Origin of the sequence: Sphingobium sp. DN12, from assembly GCF_051058005.1 — a bacterium.
Lineage (GTDB): Bacteria > Pseudomonadota > Alphaproteobacteria > Sphingomonadales > Sphingomonadaceae > Sphingobium > Sphingobium yanoikuyae.
Genome location: NZ_CP173717.1, coordinates 4,539,645 through 4,557,329, shown reverse-complemented (window position 1 = coordinate 4,557,329; position 17,685 = coordinate 4,539,645). Strand labels below are relative to the sequence as shown.

At 66.2% G+C, this 17,685-nt stretch carries 17 protein-coding genes, 1 tRNA gene and 1 riboswitch; of the genes, 16 read left to right on the top strand and 2 right to left on the bottom strand.

Features of this window, described 5'->3' with window-relative positions; translation table 11 throughout:
- Positions 1–9: 9 nt before the first annotated feature.
- The 9 genes from rsfS to ACI6S0_RS21605 all read left to right on the top strand — a co-directional run bounded on the left by rsfS (position 10) and on the right by ACI6S0_RS21605 (position 6,411).
- Entirely contained in the window at positions 10–399 is a 390-nt protein-coding gene (gene rsfS, locus ACI6S0_RS21645) for a ribosome silencing factor (protein ID WP_004209841.1), read from the top strand.
- 53 nt (positions 400–452) lie between these two features.
- The gene (locus tag ACI6S0_RS21640) at positions 453–875 is read left to right on the top strand and encodes a 23S rRNA (pseudouridine(1915)-N(3))-methyltransferase RlmH (RefSeq protein ID WP_434404295.1); all 423 of its coding nucleotides are present in this window, start codon (positions 453–455) and stop codon (positions 873–875) included.
- A gap of 57 nt (positions 876–932) precedes the next feature.
- Positions 933–2,183: a murein hydrolase activator EnvC family protein gene (locus ACI6S0_RS21635; RefSeq protein WP_434404294.1), complete on the top strand. Its 1,251-nt coding sequence runs from the start codon at positions 933–935 to the stop codon at positions 2,181–2,183.
- A 119-nt stretch (positions 2,184–2,302) separates the two neighbouring features.
- Complete coding sequence (locus ACI6S0_RS21630) at positions 2,303–2,737, top strand: hypothetical protein (RefSeq protein WP_434404293.1); 435 nt, start codon at positions 2,303–2,305, stop codon at positions 2,735–2,737.
- A gap of 124 nt (positions 2,738–2,861) precedes the next feature.
- Positions 2,862–4,217 carry a S41 family peptidase gene (locus ACI6S0_RS21625; protein ID WP_004209836.1) on the top strand — a complete coding sequence of 452 codons (1,356 nt, stop codon included), beginning with the start codon at positions 2,862–2,864 and terminating at the stop codon, positions 4,215–4,217.
- Positions 4,218–4,290: 73 nt separating this feature from the next.
- The gene (locus tag ACI6S0_RS21620) at positions 4,291–4,785 is read left to right on the top strand and encodes a disulfide bond formation protein B (RefSeq protein WP_010336967.1); all 495 of its coding nucleotides are present in this window, start codon (positions 4,291–4,293) and stop codon (positions 4,783–4,785) included.
- Entirely contained in the window at positions 4,782–5,336 is a 555-nt protein-coding gene (locus ACI6S0_RS21615; protein ID WP_136186248.1) for a demethoxyubiquinone hydroxylase family protein, read from the top strand. Before ACI6S0_RS21620 ends, ACI6S0_RS21615 begins: the two co-directional genes overlap by 4 nt.
- 15 nt (positions 5,337–5,351) lie before the next feature.
- The gene (locus ACI6S0_RS21610) at positions 5,352–5,912 is read left to right on the top strand and encodes a hypothetical protein (RefSeq protein WP_434404291.1); all 561 of its coding nucleotides are present in this window, start codon (positions 5,352–5,354) and stop codon (positions 5,910–5,912) included.
- 97 nt (positions 5,913–6,009) lie between these two features.
- Complete coding sequence (locus ACI6S0_RS21605; protein ID WP_017501498.1) at positions 6,010–6,411, top strand: hypothetical protein; 402 nt, start codon at positions 6,010–6,012, stop codon at positions 6,409–6,411.
- A 199-nt stretch (positions 6,412–6,610) separates the two neighbouring features.
- On the opposite strand, the gene ACI6S0_RS21600 is transcribed toward ACI6S0_RS21605, so the two are convergent.
- A complete protein-coding gene (locus ACI6S0_RS21600) occupies positions 6,611–7,027 on the bottom strand; it encodes a DUF1801 domain-containing protein (protein WP_434404290.1) in 417 nt (138 codons plus the stop codon).
- Positions 7,028–7,061: 34 nt separating this feature from the next.
- Positions 7,062–7,169, top strand: a riboswitch (yybP-ykoY riboswitch).
- A gap of 93 nt (positions 7,170–7,262) precedes the next feature.
- Here ACI6S0_RS21600 and ACI6S0_RS21595 point away from each other — a divergent pair.
- From ACI6S0_RS21595 to gltB, 6 genes are all read left to right on the top strand, one after another.
- Positions 7,263–7,841: a TMEM165/GDT1 family protein gene (locus ACI6S0_RS21595; protein ID WP_434404288.1), complete on the top strand. Its 579-nt coding sequence runs from the start codon at positions 7,263–7,265 to the stop codon at positions 7,839–7,841.
- Positions 7,842–7,943: 102 nt separating this feature from the next.
- The gene (locus ACI6S0_RS21590; protein WP_434404287.1) at positions 7,944–8,873 is read left to right on the top strand and encodes a complex I NDUFA9 subunit family protein; all 930 of its coding nucleotides are present in this window, start codon (positions 7,944–7,946) and stop codon (positions 8,871–8,873) included.
- Between the two features lie 183 nt (positions 8,874–9,056).
- Positions 9,057–9,866 carry an undecaprenyl-diphosphate phosphatase gene (locus tag ACI6S0_RS21585; protein ID WP_434404286.1) on the top strand — a complete coding sequence of 270 codons (810 nt, stop codon included), beginning with the start codon at positions 9,057–9,059 and terminating at the stop codon, positions 9,864–9,866.
- A 165-nt stretch (positions 9,867–10,031) separates the two neighbouring features.
- On the top strand, positions 10,032–11,483 hold the full coding sequence (locus ACI6S0_RS21580) for an NAD(P)-dependent oxidoreductase (RefSeq protein ID WP_004209812.1): 1,452 nt from the start codon (positions 10,032–10,034) through the stop codon (positions 11,481–11,483).
- Positions 11,483–12,202 (top strand): DUF2059 domain-containing protein, encoded by a 720-nt coding sequence (locus tag ACI6S0_RS21575; RefSeq protein WP_037518458.1) that lies wholly within the window; start codon positions 11,483–11,485, stop codon positions 12,200–12,202. Before ACI6S0_RS21580 ends, ACI6S0_RS21575 begins: the two co-directional genes overlap by 1 nt.
- Positions 12,203–12,287: 85 nt before the next feature.
- The gene (gene gltB / locus ACI6S0_RS21570; protein WP_004209810.1) at positions 12,288–16,823 is read left to right on the top strand and encodes a glutamate synthase large subunit; all 4,536 of its coding nucleotides are present in this window, start codon (positions 12,288–12,290) and stop codon (positions 16,821–16,823) included.
- Here gltB and ACI6S0_RS21565 read toward each other — a convergent pair whose 3' ends face one another.
- Complete coding sequence (locus ACI6S0_RS21565; protein WP_434404285.1) at positions 16,824–17,339, bottom strand: hypothetical protein; 516 nt, start codon at positions 17,337–17,339, stop codon at positions 16,824–16,826.
- Positions 17,340–17,479: 140 nt separating this feature from the next.
- On the opposite strand from ACI6S0_RS21565, the gene ACI6S0_RS21560 reads away from it, so the two are divergent.
- Positions 17,480–17,566, top strand: a tRNA-Leu gene (locus ACI6S0_RS21560).
- Positions 17,567–17,685: the final 119 nt, after the last annotated feature.

The window sequence follows — 17,685 nt, the reverse complement described above, 5'->3', positions numbered from 1 at the left end:
GGAGTTTAATTGACTAACCTCGCCCCTGCCAACGATACGGCGCCCGCCGCCGATAGCGTGGCCGCCCTGCACGCCCTTGTCATGCAGTCGCTCGACGACGACCAGGCGCAGGAAACCATCTCCATCCCCCTCGAAGGCAAGAGCAGCATCGCCGATCATATGGTGATCGCGAGCGGCCGTTCGTCGCGTCAGGTCGCGGCGATCGCCCAGCATCTGGCCGAACGGATCAAGAAGGCCACTGGCCGCTCCGCGCGGGTCGAAGGCCTGCCGGTCGCCGACTGGGTGCTGATCGATGCCGGCGACGTGATCGTCCATCTGTTCAAGCCGGAAGTGCGCAGCTTCTACAATCTGGAACGGATGTGGGGCTTCGTCGACGCACCGGTCGCGGGCAACGCCTGATCCTTGCCGTCGCGCCCTTCGACATGGGCGCGATGACAGGCTAGGGAGGGGCCATGCTCCTCCACATCATCGCGCGCGGCAAGATCGGGCGCTCGCCCGAAGCCGATCTGGTCGACCGCTATGTCAAGCGGCTGACCATGCCGCACAAGATCACCGAAATGCCCGACCGGGGCGGCAAGCTGCCGCCCGTCGGCCCCGGCACGGTGACGGTGATGCTCGATGAAAAGGGCAAGCAGCTTTCCTCGATGGACTTTGCCCGGCGGGTCGAGGGCTGGCGTGACAGCGGCACGCGCGAAATCCGCTTCCTGATCGGCGCCGCCGACGGCTTCGACGATGCCGAACGGACCAATGCGGACCTGCTGATCGCCTTTGGCGCCATGACCTGGCCGCACATGATCGCCCGCGCCATGCTCGCCGAACAGCTGTGGCGCGCCTGTTCGATCCTCGCCAACCACCCCTATCACCGCGAAGGCTGAGGCTCGACATGCCCGCGGCTTGCGCCTAGTCAAAGCCCTATCGGGCGGGACAAGCGGTTGAAGCGCAGCATCATCAGCAACAGCATCACGGGCATCGCCCTAGCCGGCATCTTGGCCCTTGTCGCCACGCGCCTGCCCGCCGCGGATGATGTCGCGATCATCCTGCCCGGCACCGCCGGCACCACGCTGGCACAGGAACAAAAGGCGCTGCGCGACGCCCGCCGCCAGTCGGTGGAGGCCGCCGACCGATCGGTCCGGCTGGAGCGCCAGGCCGGCATGGCCCGTGACGAGGCCGAACAGGCAGGCCGCCGCGCCGCTGCCATGGCCGCCCGCATCCAGCAGGCCGAGGCCGACGTGCAGGCCGCCCAGGCCCGCATCGCCATCATCGCCCGGATGCAGCGCGCCCAGGCCGCGCGCCTCGCCGTCCGGCAGGAACCGGTGGTGCGACTGACCGCCGCGCTGCAGATGATGAGCCGCCGGCCGCTCGCGCTTGCCCTCGTCCAGCCCGGATCGATCAGCGACGCCGTCCATATGCGCGCGGTGCTGGGACAGGTGCTGCCGGTGATCGAACAGCGCACCGCAGGCCTGCGCGCCGAACTGGACCGCAGCCGCGCGATCCGCGCCACCGCGCAGCAGGCCGCCGACGCCCTGACCAAGAGCCGCCGCGCCCTCACCGATCGCCAGGCCGCCCTGCGCCAGCTCGAAACGCAAAAGCGCGTCGCCGCCCGCGACTATCGCGCCAATGCCGGGCTGGAGAGCGAACGCGCGCTGGCGCTGGGCGAGAAGGCGCGCGACATTGTCGACCTGATGGACCAGCTGGAGGTGGCGAGCGACCTGCGCGATCGCCTAGCGCAACTGTCCGGTCCGGTGCTGCGCCCCGCCCGCCCCGACCAGGCCGGCGCTCCCGCCCCCGACCGCGAGACGCTGGACAGCGGCCCGCCGCCCTATCGCCTGCCCGTCGTCGGCCAGCTCGTCACCGGCATGGGCGAGGTGAATGACGGCGGCGTGCGCTCGCGCGGCCTGACCCTGGTGACCCAGGCCGGCGCCCAGGCGGTCGCGCCGACCGCCGGCCGCATCGCCTTTGCCGGCCCCTATCGCGGCTATGGCCAGATCCTGATCATCGACCATGGCCAGGGCTGGACCACCCTCATCACCGGCCTGCACCGCGTCACCGCTCAGGTCGGCGAGAGTGTGCGCCAGGGCGACCCGGTCGGCCTCACCGCCGCCCAGGGCCGCCCCACCGTCACCATCGAACTGCGCCGCAACGGCCGCCCGGTGGACATCGTGCCGCTGGTGGGACTGGGCTAACGCAATCGCAAGACTTGCCGCTTACGCCTGCTTGGGTGAACGCTCATACGCCCTTGCCCTTGCCCGCACATGAGATCTGGCCCGATCTGTGGCAGAGCGCCAGTGCTTGGCGGGGACGAATGATCGAAGAGTTCGCCCGCGCCGAGGCGGTCGTGACCGAAGCGTTGATCCAGCTTTCCAATGTCCCGGCCAAGGGCAAGAACATCAATCTGCCCCATCTTGTGGGCCAGCGATTTGCCGCACTGGCCAAGGCCATCGGCACCGACGGCCCATTTGCCGTCGAAGGCAAGGCACTATCCAAGTCCCTGGAAGAGTTCATCGCCTTTGAAACGCTGCGCGCGACCTTGTGCCATGGTACGCAGACCGTCACCGTCGATCACAAGGGCCGATGGCACGTCACCTTGCGCGTGCAGGCATTACGAGGCGGCAAAGCCGTGCACGAGACGTTGGTGCTCGACGAAAACGAAGCCATCGAACGTTGCAAAATGATTCATGCGGCGCGGCAACGGCTGGAATCCAAGATCAGCCTCATGATCAAGGGTCTCGCCGGATAAGGCAATAATCACCCCCATTAACCCCACGCTCATCGACGCCAGGCAACATTGGTCCAAGCGCGCTTTTGCGTTGGATAGCGAATCGACGTATATCGATCCCTTGATGCGGACTCCAAGGACAGCCATGAAATCCACCTTCCTGCAGGGCGCGGTCGCGCTCGGCGCGCTTGCGCTCATCCCCGCCACCACCGCGGCGCTCGCCGATGGCGAGGCATCGAGCTACAAGGCGCTCGACGAATTCATGGACGTCTTCCAGAAGGTCCGCAGCGACTATGTCGAGAAGGTCGACGACGAAAAGCTGATCAAGGGCGCGATCGACGGCATGCTCGCCAGCCTCGATCCGCACAGCAGCTTCCTCGACGCGCGCGATTTCCAGAATCTGCGCACCCAGACCGAGGGCAGCTATGGCGGCCTTGGCCTGTCGGTCACGCAGGAGGATGGCGCGGTCAAGGTGATCGCCCCGACCCAGGATACGCCGGCCTGGCGCGCCGGGATCAAGGCGGGCGACTATATCACCCACATCGACGGCCAGCTCATCTATGGCGGCACACTGGATGAAGCAGTGGACAAGATGCGCGGCGCGCCGGGCACCAGCATCAAGCTGACCATCGTGCGCACTGGCCGCGACAAGCCGATCGACCTCACCCTCACCCGCGAGATCATCGAGATCAAGCCGGTGAAGTGGGAAGTGAAGAACAATATCGGCGTCATCAACATCGTCAGCTTCTCGGCCAATACCGGCGCCGATGTCCGCTCGGCGATCCGCAGCATCGACAAGAGCCTGGGCCACAAGCCGACCGGCTATATCCTCGACCTGCGCTCCAATCCCGGCGGCCTGCTGGATGAAGCGGTGTCGACCAGCGACGTCTTCCTGGAACGCGGCGAGATCGTGTCGCAGCGCGGCCGCAACAAGGGCGATGTCGAACGCTATTATGCCAAGCCCGGCGATGACGCGAAGGGCCTGCCGGTGATCGTGCTGGTCGATGCGGGCTCCGCCTCGGCCTCCGAAATCGTCGCCGGCGCACTGCAGGACCAGCATCGCGCGCTCATCATGGGCGAACGCAGCTTCGGCAAGGGCTCGGTCCAGACCATGCTGCCGCTGTCGAACACCACCGCGCTCAAGCTCACCACCGCGCGCTACTTCACGCCTTCGGGCCGCAGCGTGCAGGAAGGCGGCATCCAGCCGGACATCAAGGTGCCGCAGCTCAGCGACCCGGATTACAAGGATCGCCCCAAGTTCCGCGAAAGCGACCTGCGCCGCCACCTGATCAACGAGATCAAGACCGACGACGCCGCGTTGGAAGAGGACAGCAAGGAAGATCCGCGCTTCGCCCAGACGGCCGAGGAGCTGAAGAAGAAGGGGATCGAGGACTTCCAGCTCGATTATGCGCTCAAGACCATTTCCCGCCTCGCCGGCACGCCGGGCGCCACCATCGCCCAGGCGCAGCAGGCCGCTGCGCGCAAGCCCGGCGCGAAATGAGTCGTGCCCGTTCGGATGACCGGACGGGCAAGTTCAGCATGACGAAAGGCGGACAAGGGTTTAAGCGGGCGATATGAACAGCTTGTCCCCCGCCCTGGGCCGCGCCCGCCTGCTTGCCCTGCTCGTGCCCGTGATCGCGCTGGGCACGGCCTATGCCTCCCAATATCTGGGCGGCCTGCATCCGTGCGAAATGTGCTGGTGGCAGCGTTATCCCCATATGGCGGCGATCCCGCTCGCGCTGGTCGCCTATGCGCTGCGCGGCCGCGCCTGCATGAGCGGCCTGTTCGCCGGTTTCGCCGGCATCGCCATCGGCATCAGCGGCGCCATCGGCCTGTTCCATGCCGGGGTCGAATATGGCTGGTGGGAAGGACTGACCGCCTGCTCGACCACGCCGACCGGTGGCAGCAGCGCCGATATTTTGAGCCAGATCATGGCGACGCCGATCACCCGCTGCGATGTTGCGCCCTGGAGCCTCTTCGGCATTTCGCTGGCAGGCTATAACGGCCTCTTGTCGGGCGCGGCCGCGCTCGCCATCTTGGCCCTGCTGCTGAAAGCGAGGAAGGCATGAGCGCCACCAAGGATTTCCCCCGGCCAGGACGTCGCACCAATGCAACTGATCGCGCCTCCATGGTGCGCGTCGACCAGGCGGGCGAATTCGGCGCGGTGCGCATCTATGCCGGGCAGCTTGCGGTGATGGGCGATCGCCATCCCTATGGCCGGCTGATCGCCGGCATGGCCGCGCAGGAGGAACGCCACCGCGCCGCCTTCGACGCGCTGATCGCCAAACGCGGCGTGCGCCCGACCGCGATCCATCCGATCTGGAATGTCGCCGGCTTCGCGCTGGGCGCCGTGACCGCCGCGATGGGGCCGAAGGCCGCCATGGCCTGCACTGCCGCGATCGAGACCGAGATCGACCTTCATTATGAGGAACAGTTGCAGCAACTGGGCGAGGATGATCCGGAACTCTCTGCCCTGATCAAGGATTTCCAGGCGGAGGAGGTCGAGCATCGCGACGCCGCCATCGCCCATGGCGCGGAACAGGCCCCGGCCTATCCGCTGCTGTCCGGCGCGATCCGCCTGGGTTGCCGCGCCGCCATCGCGCTCTCGAAGCGCATCTGAACAAGGGACGGACCGATGATGAAGACCCCGTTGATCGCTCTGGCCGCCGGCCTGATGCTGGGCACCGCCGCCCCCGCGCTCGCGCAGCAGGACAGCGCCTCCACGGCCGCCACCAGCACCGGCTCCGAAAAGGTCAATCTGGTCATCGTCTATGGCGATGATGCCTGTCCCCAGAGCCAGGGCGACGGCATCGTCGTGTGCGCGCGCAAGGGCGAGGAGGAACGCTACCGCATTCCCGAGCCGCTGCGTGGCGACCCCAACAAGCCCAGCAACCAGGCCTGGGGCGAGCGAGTGAAGTCGATGGAATATGTCGGTCGCGACGGCACCGAAAGCTGCTCGCCGGTCGGCGGCGGCGGCGCCACCGGCTGCTTCGCCAAGCTGTCGCGCCTCGCCAAGGCGGAACGGCAGCAGGCCGACAATGCCAGCTGGAAGGATCTGGTCGAAGCCGAGCGCGCCAGGCGCCTGTCGACCATCGACGCCGACAGCGAAGCGATCGAAAAGCGCGTTCTGGCCGAGGAAAAGGCCGACGCCGATGCCAAGAAGGCGCAGGAACAGGAAGTCCCGCCCCGGCCGTGACGGCATGGGGCGTCCTGCGGCGTCTGTTCATATCGATCCCGCGCCAGTGCAGCGCGGGACGAACGGGGTGCAACCGGGGCGAATGAAGGAATTGATGATGCGTCTCCCCCGCCCCCTGCTGATCGCCGGCCTGGCCGCGCTGGCCCTGCCCGCTGCGCCCGCCGTCGCCCAGGATGATCCGCCGCAGAAGATCTTCAACCTCATCGTCTATGGCGATGATCCCTGCCCGACGGGCGAGGGCGAGGAAATCGTGGTCTGCGCCCGCAAGCCCGAATCCGAACGCTATCGCATCCCCAAGAAGCTGCGCGAGAAGCCCGAAGAAGTGGGTGGCCCCGGCTGGGGCAGCCAGGTCGCGACGATGGAACAGACCCAGCGCCAGATCCTGCCCAACAGCTGCTCGGCCATCGGCAGCAACGGCTTCACCGGCTGCACCGCCCAGATGCTGCAGCAATGGTTCGCCGAACGGCGGATGCAGCAGAGCAGCAGCAGCACGCCCTGAGCTGCTTCAGGCGAGCGGGCCTGAATAGCTAGAGCCTCGCCATGCTTTCTGGCGTCATGCTGAACTTGTTTCAGCATCTATCAGGCCCCAGGACCGGTGGACCTGTTGGGAAGGATAGACCCTGAAACACGTTCAGGGTGACGGTGATGGGTGACGCGGGCGATGACCACCAACAGGGCCTAATGTATCAACACACGCCCTAGCGCGGATATAGCCCGTCCATATGCGCCAGGCTCTGCACGATCAGCGCCTCCAGCGCGCCCATGTCGATATCGGCCAGCCGTTTGACATAGAGGCAGCCCTTGCCGCGCCGATGCTTGCCCAATGCCATGAAATCGGCGTCGTCGAGACCGGCGAGATAGAAGACCAGCTCCGCCTTGCGCGGCGCAAAGCCGATCCGGCACATGTCGCCCTCGCGCCCGCTGTCATAGCGATAATGATAGCGGCCAAAGCCGATGATGCTCGGCCCCCATAGCCGCGGCGGCTCGCCCGACAGCCGCGCCATCAGCGCCGCGATGGCTCGACCATCCGCCTGTCGCTCGGCCGGTTCGACCGTGTCGAGATAGGCGGCGACATCCGCCGCCGTCTCCATGGTCTTGTTCTCGCCCGTCGCCATCGGCTTGCCTTTCGCGGCCTGTCCGACTACAGGCTAGCGCGTCATCTGGGGAGTAGCCAGCCGTTCCGCTGACGGGACGGGCCATATGTCAACATATTTGGCCGAGAGGCCATGGCATATGGGATGCGGTATCAGCCGCATCGGGCGAGACCAATGGCATCGGCTTCCCAGTCCGGCCGGGCGGGGAAGACGGTGGCATTGTGTCTTTTGTCAGAGCCCGGCCCGGACGTTCTTCATGGAAGCCTTCCTCACCTCCACCGCCCTCGTCGCGCTCGCCGAAATGGGCGACAAGACGCAGTTGCTGGCCATGCTGCTCGCCACCCGCTTCCGCAAGCCGGTGCCGATCATCCTGGGCATCTTCGTCGCGACCATCGCCAATCATTTCCTCGCCGCGCTGGTCGGCCATTCGATCGCCGGGGTGCTGACCCAGCCCTGGTTCCGCTATGCCGTGGCGGGCAGCTTCATCGCCATGGCGCTCTGGACGCTGGTGCCCGACAAGATCGATGAGGATGCGCCGCTGAAGGCCCCGTCCAAGGCCGGCGTGTTCGTGACCACGCTGCTCGCCTTCTTCCTGGTCGAGATGGGCGACAAGACGCAGGTGGCGACCGTGGCGCTGGGCGCCCAGTTCGACAATCTGCTCGCCGTCACCGCCGGCACAACCTGCGGCATGATGCTGGCCAATGTCCCGGCCGTGCTGTTCGGCGAAGCGCTGGCGAAGCGCGTGCCGATGCGCGCGTTGCAGGTCGGCGCCGCCCTGCTCTTCCTGCTGCTGGGCCTGTGGATGATCGCCGGACTGCAGGGCTGGATCGGGTAAAATCGGAACACCGCCGCCGGCGGGCGGTTGTCAGCGGGCGGCGGAAGTTGCAAGGGAAACGGCACGAACTTTCCCCTTTTCGAACAGCATGGGACGCGCGTGATGAAGGACAATCTGGTAACCATCTTCGGCGGCGGCGGCTTTCTCGGGCGCCAGGTCGCCCAGGCGCTGATGGCACGCGGCGCGCGCGTGCGCATCGCCCAGCGCGACCTCGCCAATTCGGTCAAGGTGAAGGCGCTCGGCAATCTGGGCCAGACCCAGTTCGTCGCGGCCAATATCCGCAAGCCCGACACCGTCGCCCGCGCCCTGCACGGCAGCGACATCGTCATCAACCTGGTCGGCATCCTCAGCGGCGATTTCGACGCGGTCCAGCATGAGGGCGCCGCCAATGTCGCCAAGGCGGCGGCCGCCGCCGGCGTCACCGCGCTGGTCCATGTCTCGGCGATCGGCGCCGACGCCAACAGCCCCTCGGCCTATGGCCGGTCCAAGGCTGCGGGCGAAGCCGCCGTGCTGGCTGCCTTCCCGACCGCAACCATCGTGCGCCCGTCGATCATCTTCGGCCAGGAGGACCAGTTCCTCAACCGCTTCGCCGGCGTCGCCAGCAGCGGCCCGATCGTGCCGGTGATCGGCGCCGCCACGAAGTTCCAGCCCGTCTATGTCGGCGACGTTGCCGAGGCGATCGCCAACGCGGCGCAGCAGCCCGGCCTCTTTGGCGGCAAGACCTTCGAACTCGCCGGTCCGCAGGTCATGAGCATGAAGGAAATCAACGCCTGGGTCGCCAAGGCGATCGGCCGGGGCGACAAGCCGCTGGTCGAGGTGCCCGGCGCCTTCGCCTCGCTGCTGGCGATGCTGCCCGGCGGCCCGATCACCCGCGACCAGCTCGCGATGCTGGGTCAGGACAATGTCGCCGCGCCCGGCTCGCCGGGCCTTGAGGCGCTGGGCGTCGCGCCCACGCCGATGGCCGCCGTCGCCGAACGCTGGATGGTCCCCTATCGCAAGCATGGCCGCTTCGCCGGCCGCGTGAAGGCCTGATCCATTCCCGCCATCGGCTCGACGGGCCGATGATCGGCCACGACCGGCCGTGGCCATGCCGCTTTGCCTTTTCGCTGCACTGCGGCATGGTGCATCCCTGACATATAGGCATTGCCCGGCCCTCTCCCTTCACGGGGGGAGGGCTTGGCTTATGCGCCCCCTGCTTGAGGATCCGACATCCCCATGGACATGCATTATCTGACGGTCATCCTGCTCGGCATCGTGGAGGGATTGACCGAATTTCTCCCCGTGTCCTCGACCGGCCATCTCATCCTGGCGAGCGAGCTGCTCGGCTATGATGCGTCGGTCTGGGCGATGTTCAACGTCATGATCCAGCTCGGCGCGATCCTCGCCGTCGTCGTCCTCTACTGGCGCACCTTCTGGGCGGTGGCCATGGGCCTGCTGCGCCTCGATCCGGTCAGCATCCGCTTCGTGCGCAACCTGCTGGTCGCCTTCATCCCCGCCGTCGTCATCGGCCTTGCCCTGCACGACTATATCGACACGCTGCTCGGCTCGCCCCGCGTGGTCGCGTGCGCCCTGGTCGTCGGCGGCGTCGCCATCCTGGTGATCGAACGCCTCATCAAGGAACAGCGCTTCCACGGCATCGCCGACATTCCACTGGTCCGCGTCATCGGCATCGGCTTCATCCAGTGCCTCGCCATGGTGCCGGGCGTCAGCCGCTCGGGCGCGACCATCATGGGCGCACTGACCCTGGGCGTCGAACGCCGCACCGCCGCCGAATTCAGCTTCTTCCTCGCCATCCCGACCATGCTCGGCGCCTCGACGCTGGAACTGCTCAAGAAAGGTGACCAGCTCACCAGCGCCCAGGTCGGCTGGGACAGCATCGCACTCGGCTTCATCGTCTCCTTCATCGTCGCGCTGCTGGTGATCAAATGGTTCGTCGGCCTGGTGTCGCGCCATGGCTTCGCGCCTTTCGCCTGGTATCGAATCATGGCCGGCATCGGCGCGCTGGTCTGGCTCAGCCTGAGATAAGGCCGATACGGACCTAATATTTGAAAGATAATTACAGCGCCGCGACAGTCTTTTCCCAAACCGCCAGATAATAGGTCAGCTTAGCTGTCTTAAATGCCAGAATCCGCGTGACTCCGCGGGTTTTCCTGCTATGCGCACTGCAAACAATCGTTGCAGGGAAATGCCATGGCTGAAAATCCGATGCTGAAGTTCGTGGGCAAGGAACAGGCCTATCCGGAAAAGCGCGGCGCTGATGCGCGCGCCGAGGACTTTCTGGAAATCAGCAAGTCCTTCATCCTGGACAAGGCCGAGGAACAGGCGTCGCGCTGCTCGCAATGCGGCGTGCCCTATTGCTCGACCCATTGCCCGCTGCACAATCACATCCCCGACTGGCTGCGCCTGACCGCCGAGGGCCGGTTGCGCGAAGCCTATGAGCTGTCGAACCTGACCAGCACCATGCCGGAAATCTGCGGCCGCATCTGCCCGCAGGACCGTCTGTGCGAGGGCAATTGCGTGATCGAATTTTCCGGCCACGGATCGGTCACCATCGGCTCGGTGGAAAAGTTCATCACCGACACCGCCTGGAAGGAAGGCTGGGTCGAACCGCTGGTCCCCGGCGCCGCGCGCGGCCAGTCGGTCGGCGTCATCGGTGCCGGCCCCGCCGGCCTCACCACCGCCGAATATCTGCGCGTCGCGGGCTATGAAGTGCATGTCTATGACCGGCACGACCGCGCCGGCGGCCTGCTGACCTATGGCATCCCCGGCTTCAAGCTGGAAAAGGACGTGGTCATGCGCCGCGTCCAGCGCCTCAAGGATGGCGGCATCATCTTCCACGAAGGGTTCGAGGTCGGCCGCGACGCCAGCATGGAACAGCTGCGTGCGAAGCATGACGCGATCCTGATCGCCACCGGCGTCTACAAGGCCCGCGACATCAAGGCGCCGGGCGTCGGCGCACCGGGCGTGGTCAAGGCGCTCGACTATCTCACCGCCTCCAACAAGGCGGGCTTTGGCGATGCCGTGCCCGGCCATGAGGATGGCACCCTGCTCGCCACCGGCAAGAATGTCGTCGTGATCGGCGGCGGCGACACCGCGATGGACTGCGTCCGCACCGCCATCCGCCAGGGCGCCAAGTCGGTGAAGTGCCTCTATCGCCGCGACCGCGACAATATGCCCGGCTCGCAGCGCGAAGTCGCCAATGCCGAGGAGGAAGGCGTCGAGTTCGTCTGGCTGACCGCGCCGATCGCCTTCGAGGGCACAGAACATGTCACCGGCGTCAAGGTCACCAAGATGCGCCTGGGTTCGCCCGATGCATCGGGCCGCCGCGCACCCGAGCCCGATCCGGGCAGCGAACATACGCTGGAAGCCGATCTGGTCATCAAGGCGCTGGGCTATGATCCCGAAGACCTGCCCCGCCTGTTCGGCGCCGACGACCTGTCGGTCACCCGCTGGGGCACGCTGCGCGTCGATCACAAGACCATGATGACCAGCATGGATGGCGTCTTCGCCGCCGGCGACATCGTGCGCGGCGCATCGCTGGTGGTCTGGGCCATCCGCGATGGCCGCGACGTGACCGACCATATGCACAAATATCTCAAGGCCAAGGCCGTCGCCGCTGCCAGCGAGAAGGTTGCCGCGTGATGCGCCTCGCCTTCCTGTCCCTGTTTCTGCTGGCGACCCCGGTCGCCGTGCAGGCGCAGACGCCGGTGGCGCCTGTAGCCGCCGAGCAGCCGGTCGATCCGGCGCTGCTCGCCAAGGCGCAGCCGATCGCGGCCCTCATCCTGCCCGACGGCACGATGGAAAAGATGATGGGCCCGATGATGCAGAAGATGATGGGCCCGATGATGGACAGCATGACCAAGATGCCCATCCGCGAGTTCCTGAAGGTCGGCGGCATCGATCCCGAACGGGCCGAAGGCCTGGGCGAAGGCACGATGGAGGAAATGATGGCGATCCTCGATCCCAATTTCCGCAAGCGGATGGACGTGATCGTCAACACCATGATGCCGGCCATGGGCCGCTTCATGGGCCGTTACGAACCGGACATGCGCGCCGGCATGGCGGAGGCATTTGCCTATCGCTACAATGCCACCGAGCTGGATCAGATCGCCGCCTTCCTGAAGACGCCGACCGGCGCCAAGTTCGGCGAGGGCTTCATGCAGCTGGCAACCGATCCCCATTATATCGGCCGCATGCAGAAGATCATGCCCGACATGATGAAGGCCATGCCGGAGATCATGCAATCCTCCCAGGCCGAACTCGCCAAGCTGCCCAAGCCGCGCACCTATAAAGACCTGACCAAGGCCGAACGCGACCGCCTCACCGCATTGCTCGGGGCGGACACGCAAAAGGCAAACTGACGATCGACGCCGGCACGCCGGCACCAACAGAATGAAGGCGGCCGTGCCCCAAGAAGGGGACGGCCAGATGCAAGGGTAAGTCATCATGACCGACACCAATTTCATGGCCAGCCCCGAAGAGCGCGCACGCATCGCTGCCGAGGGCATGTATCATCCCGAGATGGAGGGCGATGCCTGCGGCGTCGGCCTGGTCGCCGCGACCGACGGCCGGCCCAGCCGCCGCGTCGTCTCCTCCGCGATCGATGCGCTGAAAGCGGTGTGGCACCGCGGCGCGGTCGACGCCGATGGCAAGACCGGCGACGGCGCGGGCATCCATGTCGACCTGCCGGTCCGCTTCTTCGACGATGCAATCGCCGATTCGGGCCACAAGCCGCTGCCCAACCGCCTCGCCGTCGGCATGATCTTCCTGCCGCGCACCGACCTCAGCGCGCAGGAAACCTGCCGCACCATCGTCGAGGCCGAGATCATCGACGCGGGCTACACCATCTATGGCTGGCGCCAGGTGCCGGTCGACGTCTCCGTCATCGGCGAGAAGGCGCAGCGCACGCGTCCCGAGATCGAGCAGATCATGATCGCCGGCCCGATGCCGGAGGAACGCGACGTCGGCGAGTTCGAGAAGGATCTCTACCTGATCCGCCGCCGTATCGAGAAGAAGGTGATCGAAGCGCAGATCAGCGATTTCTACGTCTGCTCGCTGTCGTGCCGCTCGATCATCTACAAGGGCCTGTTCCTCGCCGAATCGCTGTCGGTCTTCTATCCGGACCTGCAGGATGAGCGGTTCGAGAGCCGCGTCGCGATCTTCCACCAGCGCTATTCGACCAACACCTTCCCGCAATGGTGGCTGGCCCAGCCGTTCCGCACCCTCGCCCATAATGGCGAGATCAACACGATCCGCGGCAACAAGAACTGGATGAAGAGCCACGAGATCAAGATGGCTTCGCTGGCCTTCGGCGAGCAGTCGGAGGACATCAAGCCGGTGATCCCGGCCGGCGCGTCGGATACCGCCGCACTGGACGCCGTGTTCGAAGCGATCTGCCGCTCGGGCCGCGATGCGCCCACGGCCAAGCTGATGCTGGTGCCCGAGGCATGGCAGGCGGAAAGCGCCGAGCTGCCCAAGGCGCATGCCGACATGTATGAATATCTCGCCTCCGTGATGGAGCCGTGGGATGGCCCGGCCGCGCTCGCGATGACCGACGGCCGTTGGGTCGTGGCCGGCGTCGACCGCAACGCGCTGCGCCCGCTGCGCTACACGCTGACCGGCGACAATCTGCTGATCGTGGGTTCGGAAACCGGCATGGTCGTCGTGCCCGAAACCACCATCGTCCAGAAGGGCCGCATGGGTCCGGGCCAGATGATCGCGATCGATCTGCAGGAAGGCGAAGTCTATGACGACCGCGCGATCAAGGATCGCATCGCGGGCGAGCGCCCCTATGGCGACCTGATCAAGGACTTCCTCGACATCACCGACCTGCCCGACGTCCCCAGCGCCTTGCCGGCGTGGGACAAGGCGGAACTGACCCGTCGCCAGGTCGCGGCCAACATGACGCTGGAGGATATGGAACTGATCCTCGCGCCGATGGTGGAGGATGCCAAGGAAGCGATCGGCTCGATGGGTGACGACACGCCGCTGGCGGTCATCTCCGACAAGCCGCGTACCATCAGCCATTTCTTCCGCCAGAATTTCAGCCAGGTCACCAACCCGCCGATCGACCCGTTGCGCGAACGGCATGTGATGAGCCTCAAGACGCGCTTCTCCAACCTCCACAATATCCTGGAGGAAGATGCGCAGAACAGCCATGTGCTGGTGCTGGAATCGCCGGTGCTCAACAGCGCCGAATGGGCGCGGCTCAAGGCCTATTTCGGCCCGGCCGTGGCCGAAATCGACTGCACCTTCCCCTCGACCGGCGGCCAGGAACAGCTGCGCGCGGCGATCGCCCGCATCCGTGAGGAGGCCGAGCAGGCGGTGCGCGAAGGGCGCAGCGAACTGTTCCTGACCGACGAGCGCGCCGGGCAGGACCGGGTCGCGATCCAGGGCGTGCTGGCGGCCGCGGCCGTCCACACCCATCTCGTCCGCAAGGGCCTGCGCAGCTATGCGTCGATCAACGTGCGGTCGGCCGAAGCGCTCGACACCCATTATTTCGCGGTGCTGATCGGCGTCGGCGCGACCACGGTAAACGCCTATCTGGCCGAAGCCAGCATCGCCGATCGCCACGCCCGTGGCCTGTTCGGCGACCTGACCCTCGACCAGTGTTTCGAACGTCAGCGCACCGCGATCAACGAGGGTCTGCTCAAGATCATGTCCAAGATGGGCATCGCGGTCGTCAGCTCCTATCGCGGCGGCTATAATTTCGAAGCGGTCGGCCTGTCGCGCGCCCTGGTCAACGATCTCTTCCCCGGCATGCCGGCGAAGATCTCGGGCGAAGGCTATGCCTCGCTCCACTATTCGGCGATGCTGCGCCACGACAAGGCCTATGACAGCGCGGTCGTCCGCCTGCCGATCGGCGGCTTCTACCGCCAGCGCAACGGCGGCGAGGCCCATGCCTATTCCGCCCAGCTGATGCACCTGCTGCAGACCGCCGTCGGTACCGACAGCTATTCGACCTATCTGCAATTCTCGCGCGGCGTGCGCGACCTGCCGCCGGTCTATCTGCGCGACCTGATGGAGTTCAACTTCGCCCGCGAGGCGGTGCCGATCGACGAGGTCGAAGCCACCACCGAGATCCGCAAGCGCTTCGTGACGCCGGGCATGTCCCTGGGTGCGCTCAGCCCCGAAGCGCATGAGACGCTGGCGATCGCCATGAACCGCATCGGCGCCAAGGCGGTGTCGGGCGAGGGTGGCGAGGATGCCGCGCGCTTCAAGCCCTATGAGAATGGCGACAATGCCAACTCGGTGATCAAGCAGATCGCGTCGGGCCGCTTCGGCGTCCATGCCGAATATCTGGGGTCGGCCGAGGAAATCGAGATCAAGGTCGCACAGGGCGCCAAGCCCGGCGAGGGCGGCCAGCTGCCCGGCTTCAAGGTGACCGAATTCATCGCCCGCCTGCGTCACTCGACACCCGGCGTGACGCTGATCTCGCCGCCGCCGCACCATGACATCTACTCGATCGAGGATCTCGCGCAGCTCATCTATGACTGCAAGATGATCAACCCGCGCGCCCGCGTCTGCGTCAAGCTGGTCAGCCAGGCCGGCATCGGCACGGTCGCGGCCGGCGTTGCCAAGGCGCATGCCGACGTCATCCTGGTCGCCGGCCATGTCGGCGGCACCGGCGCCAGCCCGCAGACCTCGATCAAATATGCCGGCACCCCCTGGGAAATGGGTCTGTCGGAAGCCAATCAGGTGCTGACCCTCAACGGTCTGCGCCACCGCGTGAAGCTGCGCACCGATGGCGGCCTCAAGACCGGGCGCGACATCGTCATCGCCGCGATCCTGGGCGCCGAGGAGTTCGGCATCGGCACGCTGTCGCTGGTCGCCATGGGCTGCATCATGGTGCGCCAGTGCCACAGCAACACCTGCCCCGTGGGCGTCTGCGTGCAGGATGAGAAGCTGCGCCAGAAGTTCACCGGCACCCCGGAAAAGGTCATCAACCTGATGACCTTCATCGCCGAGGAAGTGCGCGAGATCCTGGCCCGCCTGGGCTTCCGCAGCCTCGACGAAGTGATCGGCCGCACCGAACTGTTGAAGCAGGTCAATCGCGGCGCCGAGCATCTCGACGATCTCGACCTCAACCCGATCCTGGCCAAGGTCGACGCCCCCGACGAGCATCGCCGCTTCAGCCTGCCCCAGTGGCGCAATGAAGTGCCCGACAGCCTCGACGCGCAGATGATGAAGGACGCGCGCGCCGTATTCGAGCGCGGCGAGAAGATGCAGCTGACCTACACGGTGCGCAACACGCACCGCGCCGTCGGCACCCGCCTCTCCTCCGCCGTGACCGAAAAGTTCGGCATGTCGACCTTGGCGGACGGCCATCTGACCGTGCGCCTGCGCGGTTCGGCCGGCCAGTCGCTCGGCGCCTTCCTCTGCAAGGGCATCACCCTGGAAGTGTTCGGCGACGCCAACGACTATGTCGGCAAGGGGCTTTCGGGCGGCATCATCAAGGTGCGCACCACCGTCTCCTCGCCGCTCTCGTCGAAGGACAACACCATCCTGGGCAACACCGTCCTCTACGGCGCGACCAGCGGCAAGCTGTTCGCGGCGGGCCAGGCCGGCGAGCGCTTCGCGGTCCGCAATTCGGGCGCGAAGGTGGTGGTCGAAGGCTGCGGCGCCAATGGCTGCGAATATATGACCGGCGGCACCGCCGTGATCCTGGGCAAGACCGGCGCCAATTTCGGCGCGGGCATGACCGGCGGCATGGCCTTCATCCTCGACGAGGATGGCAGCTTCCCGAGCCGCGCCAACCCGGAAAGCATCGTCTGGCAGCGTCTGGACAGTGCCCATTGGGAAGGCGAGCTGAAGGCGCTGATCGCCGAACATGCGGTCGCGACCGACAGCAAATGGTCGAACACCATCCTGGAGGACTGGGATCGCTGGCGCCGCTACATCTGGCAGGTCTGCCCGAAGGAAATGGTCAATCGCCTGGCCCATCCGCTGAGCGACGCATCGACCCCGGTCGCTGCCGAATAATTATTGCGGCAAGCCCGCCTCTGCCGGTTCTGCGGGGACCGGCGGGGGCGGCGCCGTGGTCGCCGCGACCGGCATCGGCGCCGGTCCCTGTTCCGCCTCGCCCGCCGCGAATCGTTCGATCCGCGGCGGCAGGCGATCGACCCGCACCGTCGGCTGCGGCAGCGGCGGATACCCCAGCGCCGCCGATTCGACCGGCTGTTCCTCTTCCGCCAGATAGTCGCGCACCGCCGGATCGCGCGATTCGCCGATCATGCCATCGGCATCCAGCCCCGCCATGTCGGCCTGCATCCGCCGTTCCTCCAAGGTCGGTCCGCATCCGGTGCAGGTCACGAACGCCGGTCCGCGCTCAGCCTCCGGCAGAGTCTGCGCCATCGCCATGTCGCCGCTATCCAGTTCCGCCTCCAGCGCAGGCCGCACCGGCTTTTGCGGGCTGGTGACATAGGCGCCAAGGCCAAGCCCCATCACGGCGGCGGCCACCATAGCGCCGCCCGATCCCACCCAGAAATGCAACGACATGGGGCCAGCCCCCTTTCGCAACCGACTTTCTGCCAAACAAAGATAACGTTGATGCCGATCACTGGTTGCATGACCCAAAAGCCTTTGCTAAGGGCCGCCTCCTACCAAGGCACCGGCCCCGCCGGTTTCCCTGTTGATGTGCGGTCGTGGCGGAATTGGTAGACGCGCAACGTTGAGGTCGTTGTGGCCGAAAGGCCGTGGAAGTTCGAGTCTTCTCGACCGCACCATCACTTTCCCGATAGCAGCAGATGATGATGACAGCCCCCTGCAGGCACGCCCCATCCTGCCTGCCCGGCCTTGGTTCTCCAGCCGAATTTTCCTATATCCGACGCGGGGCACCGCGATG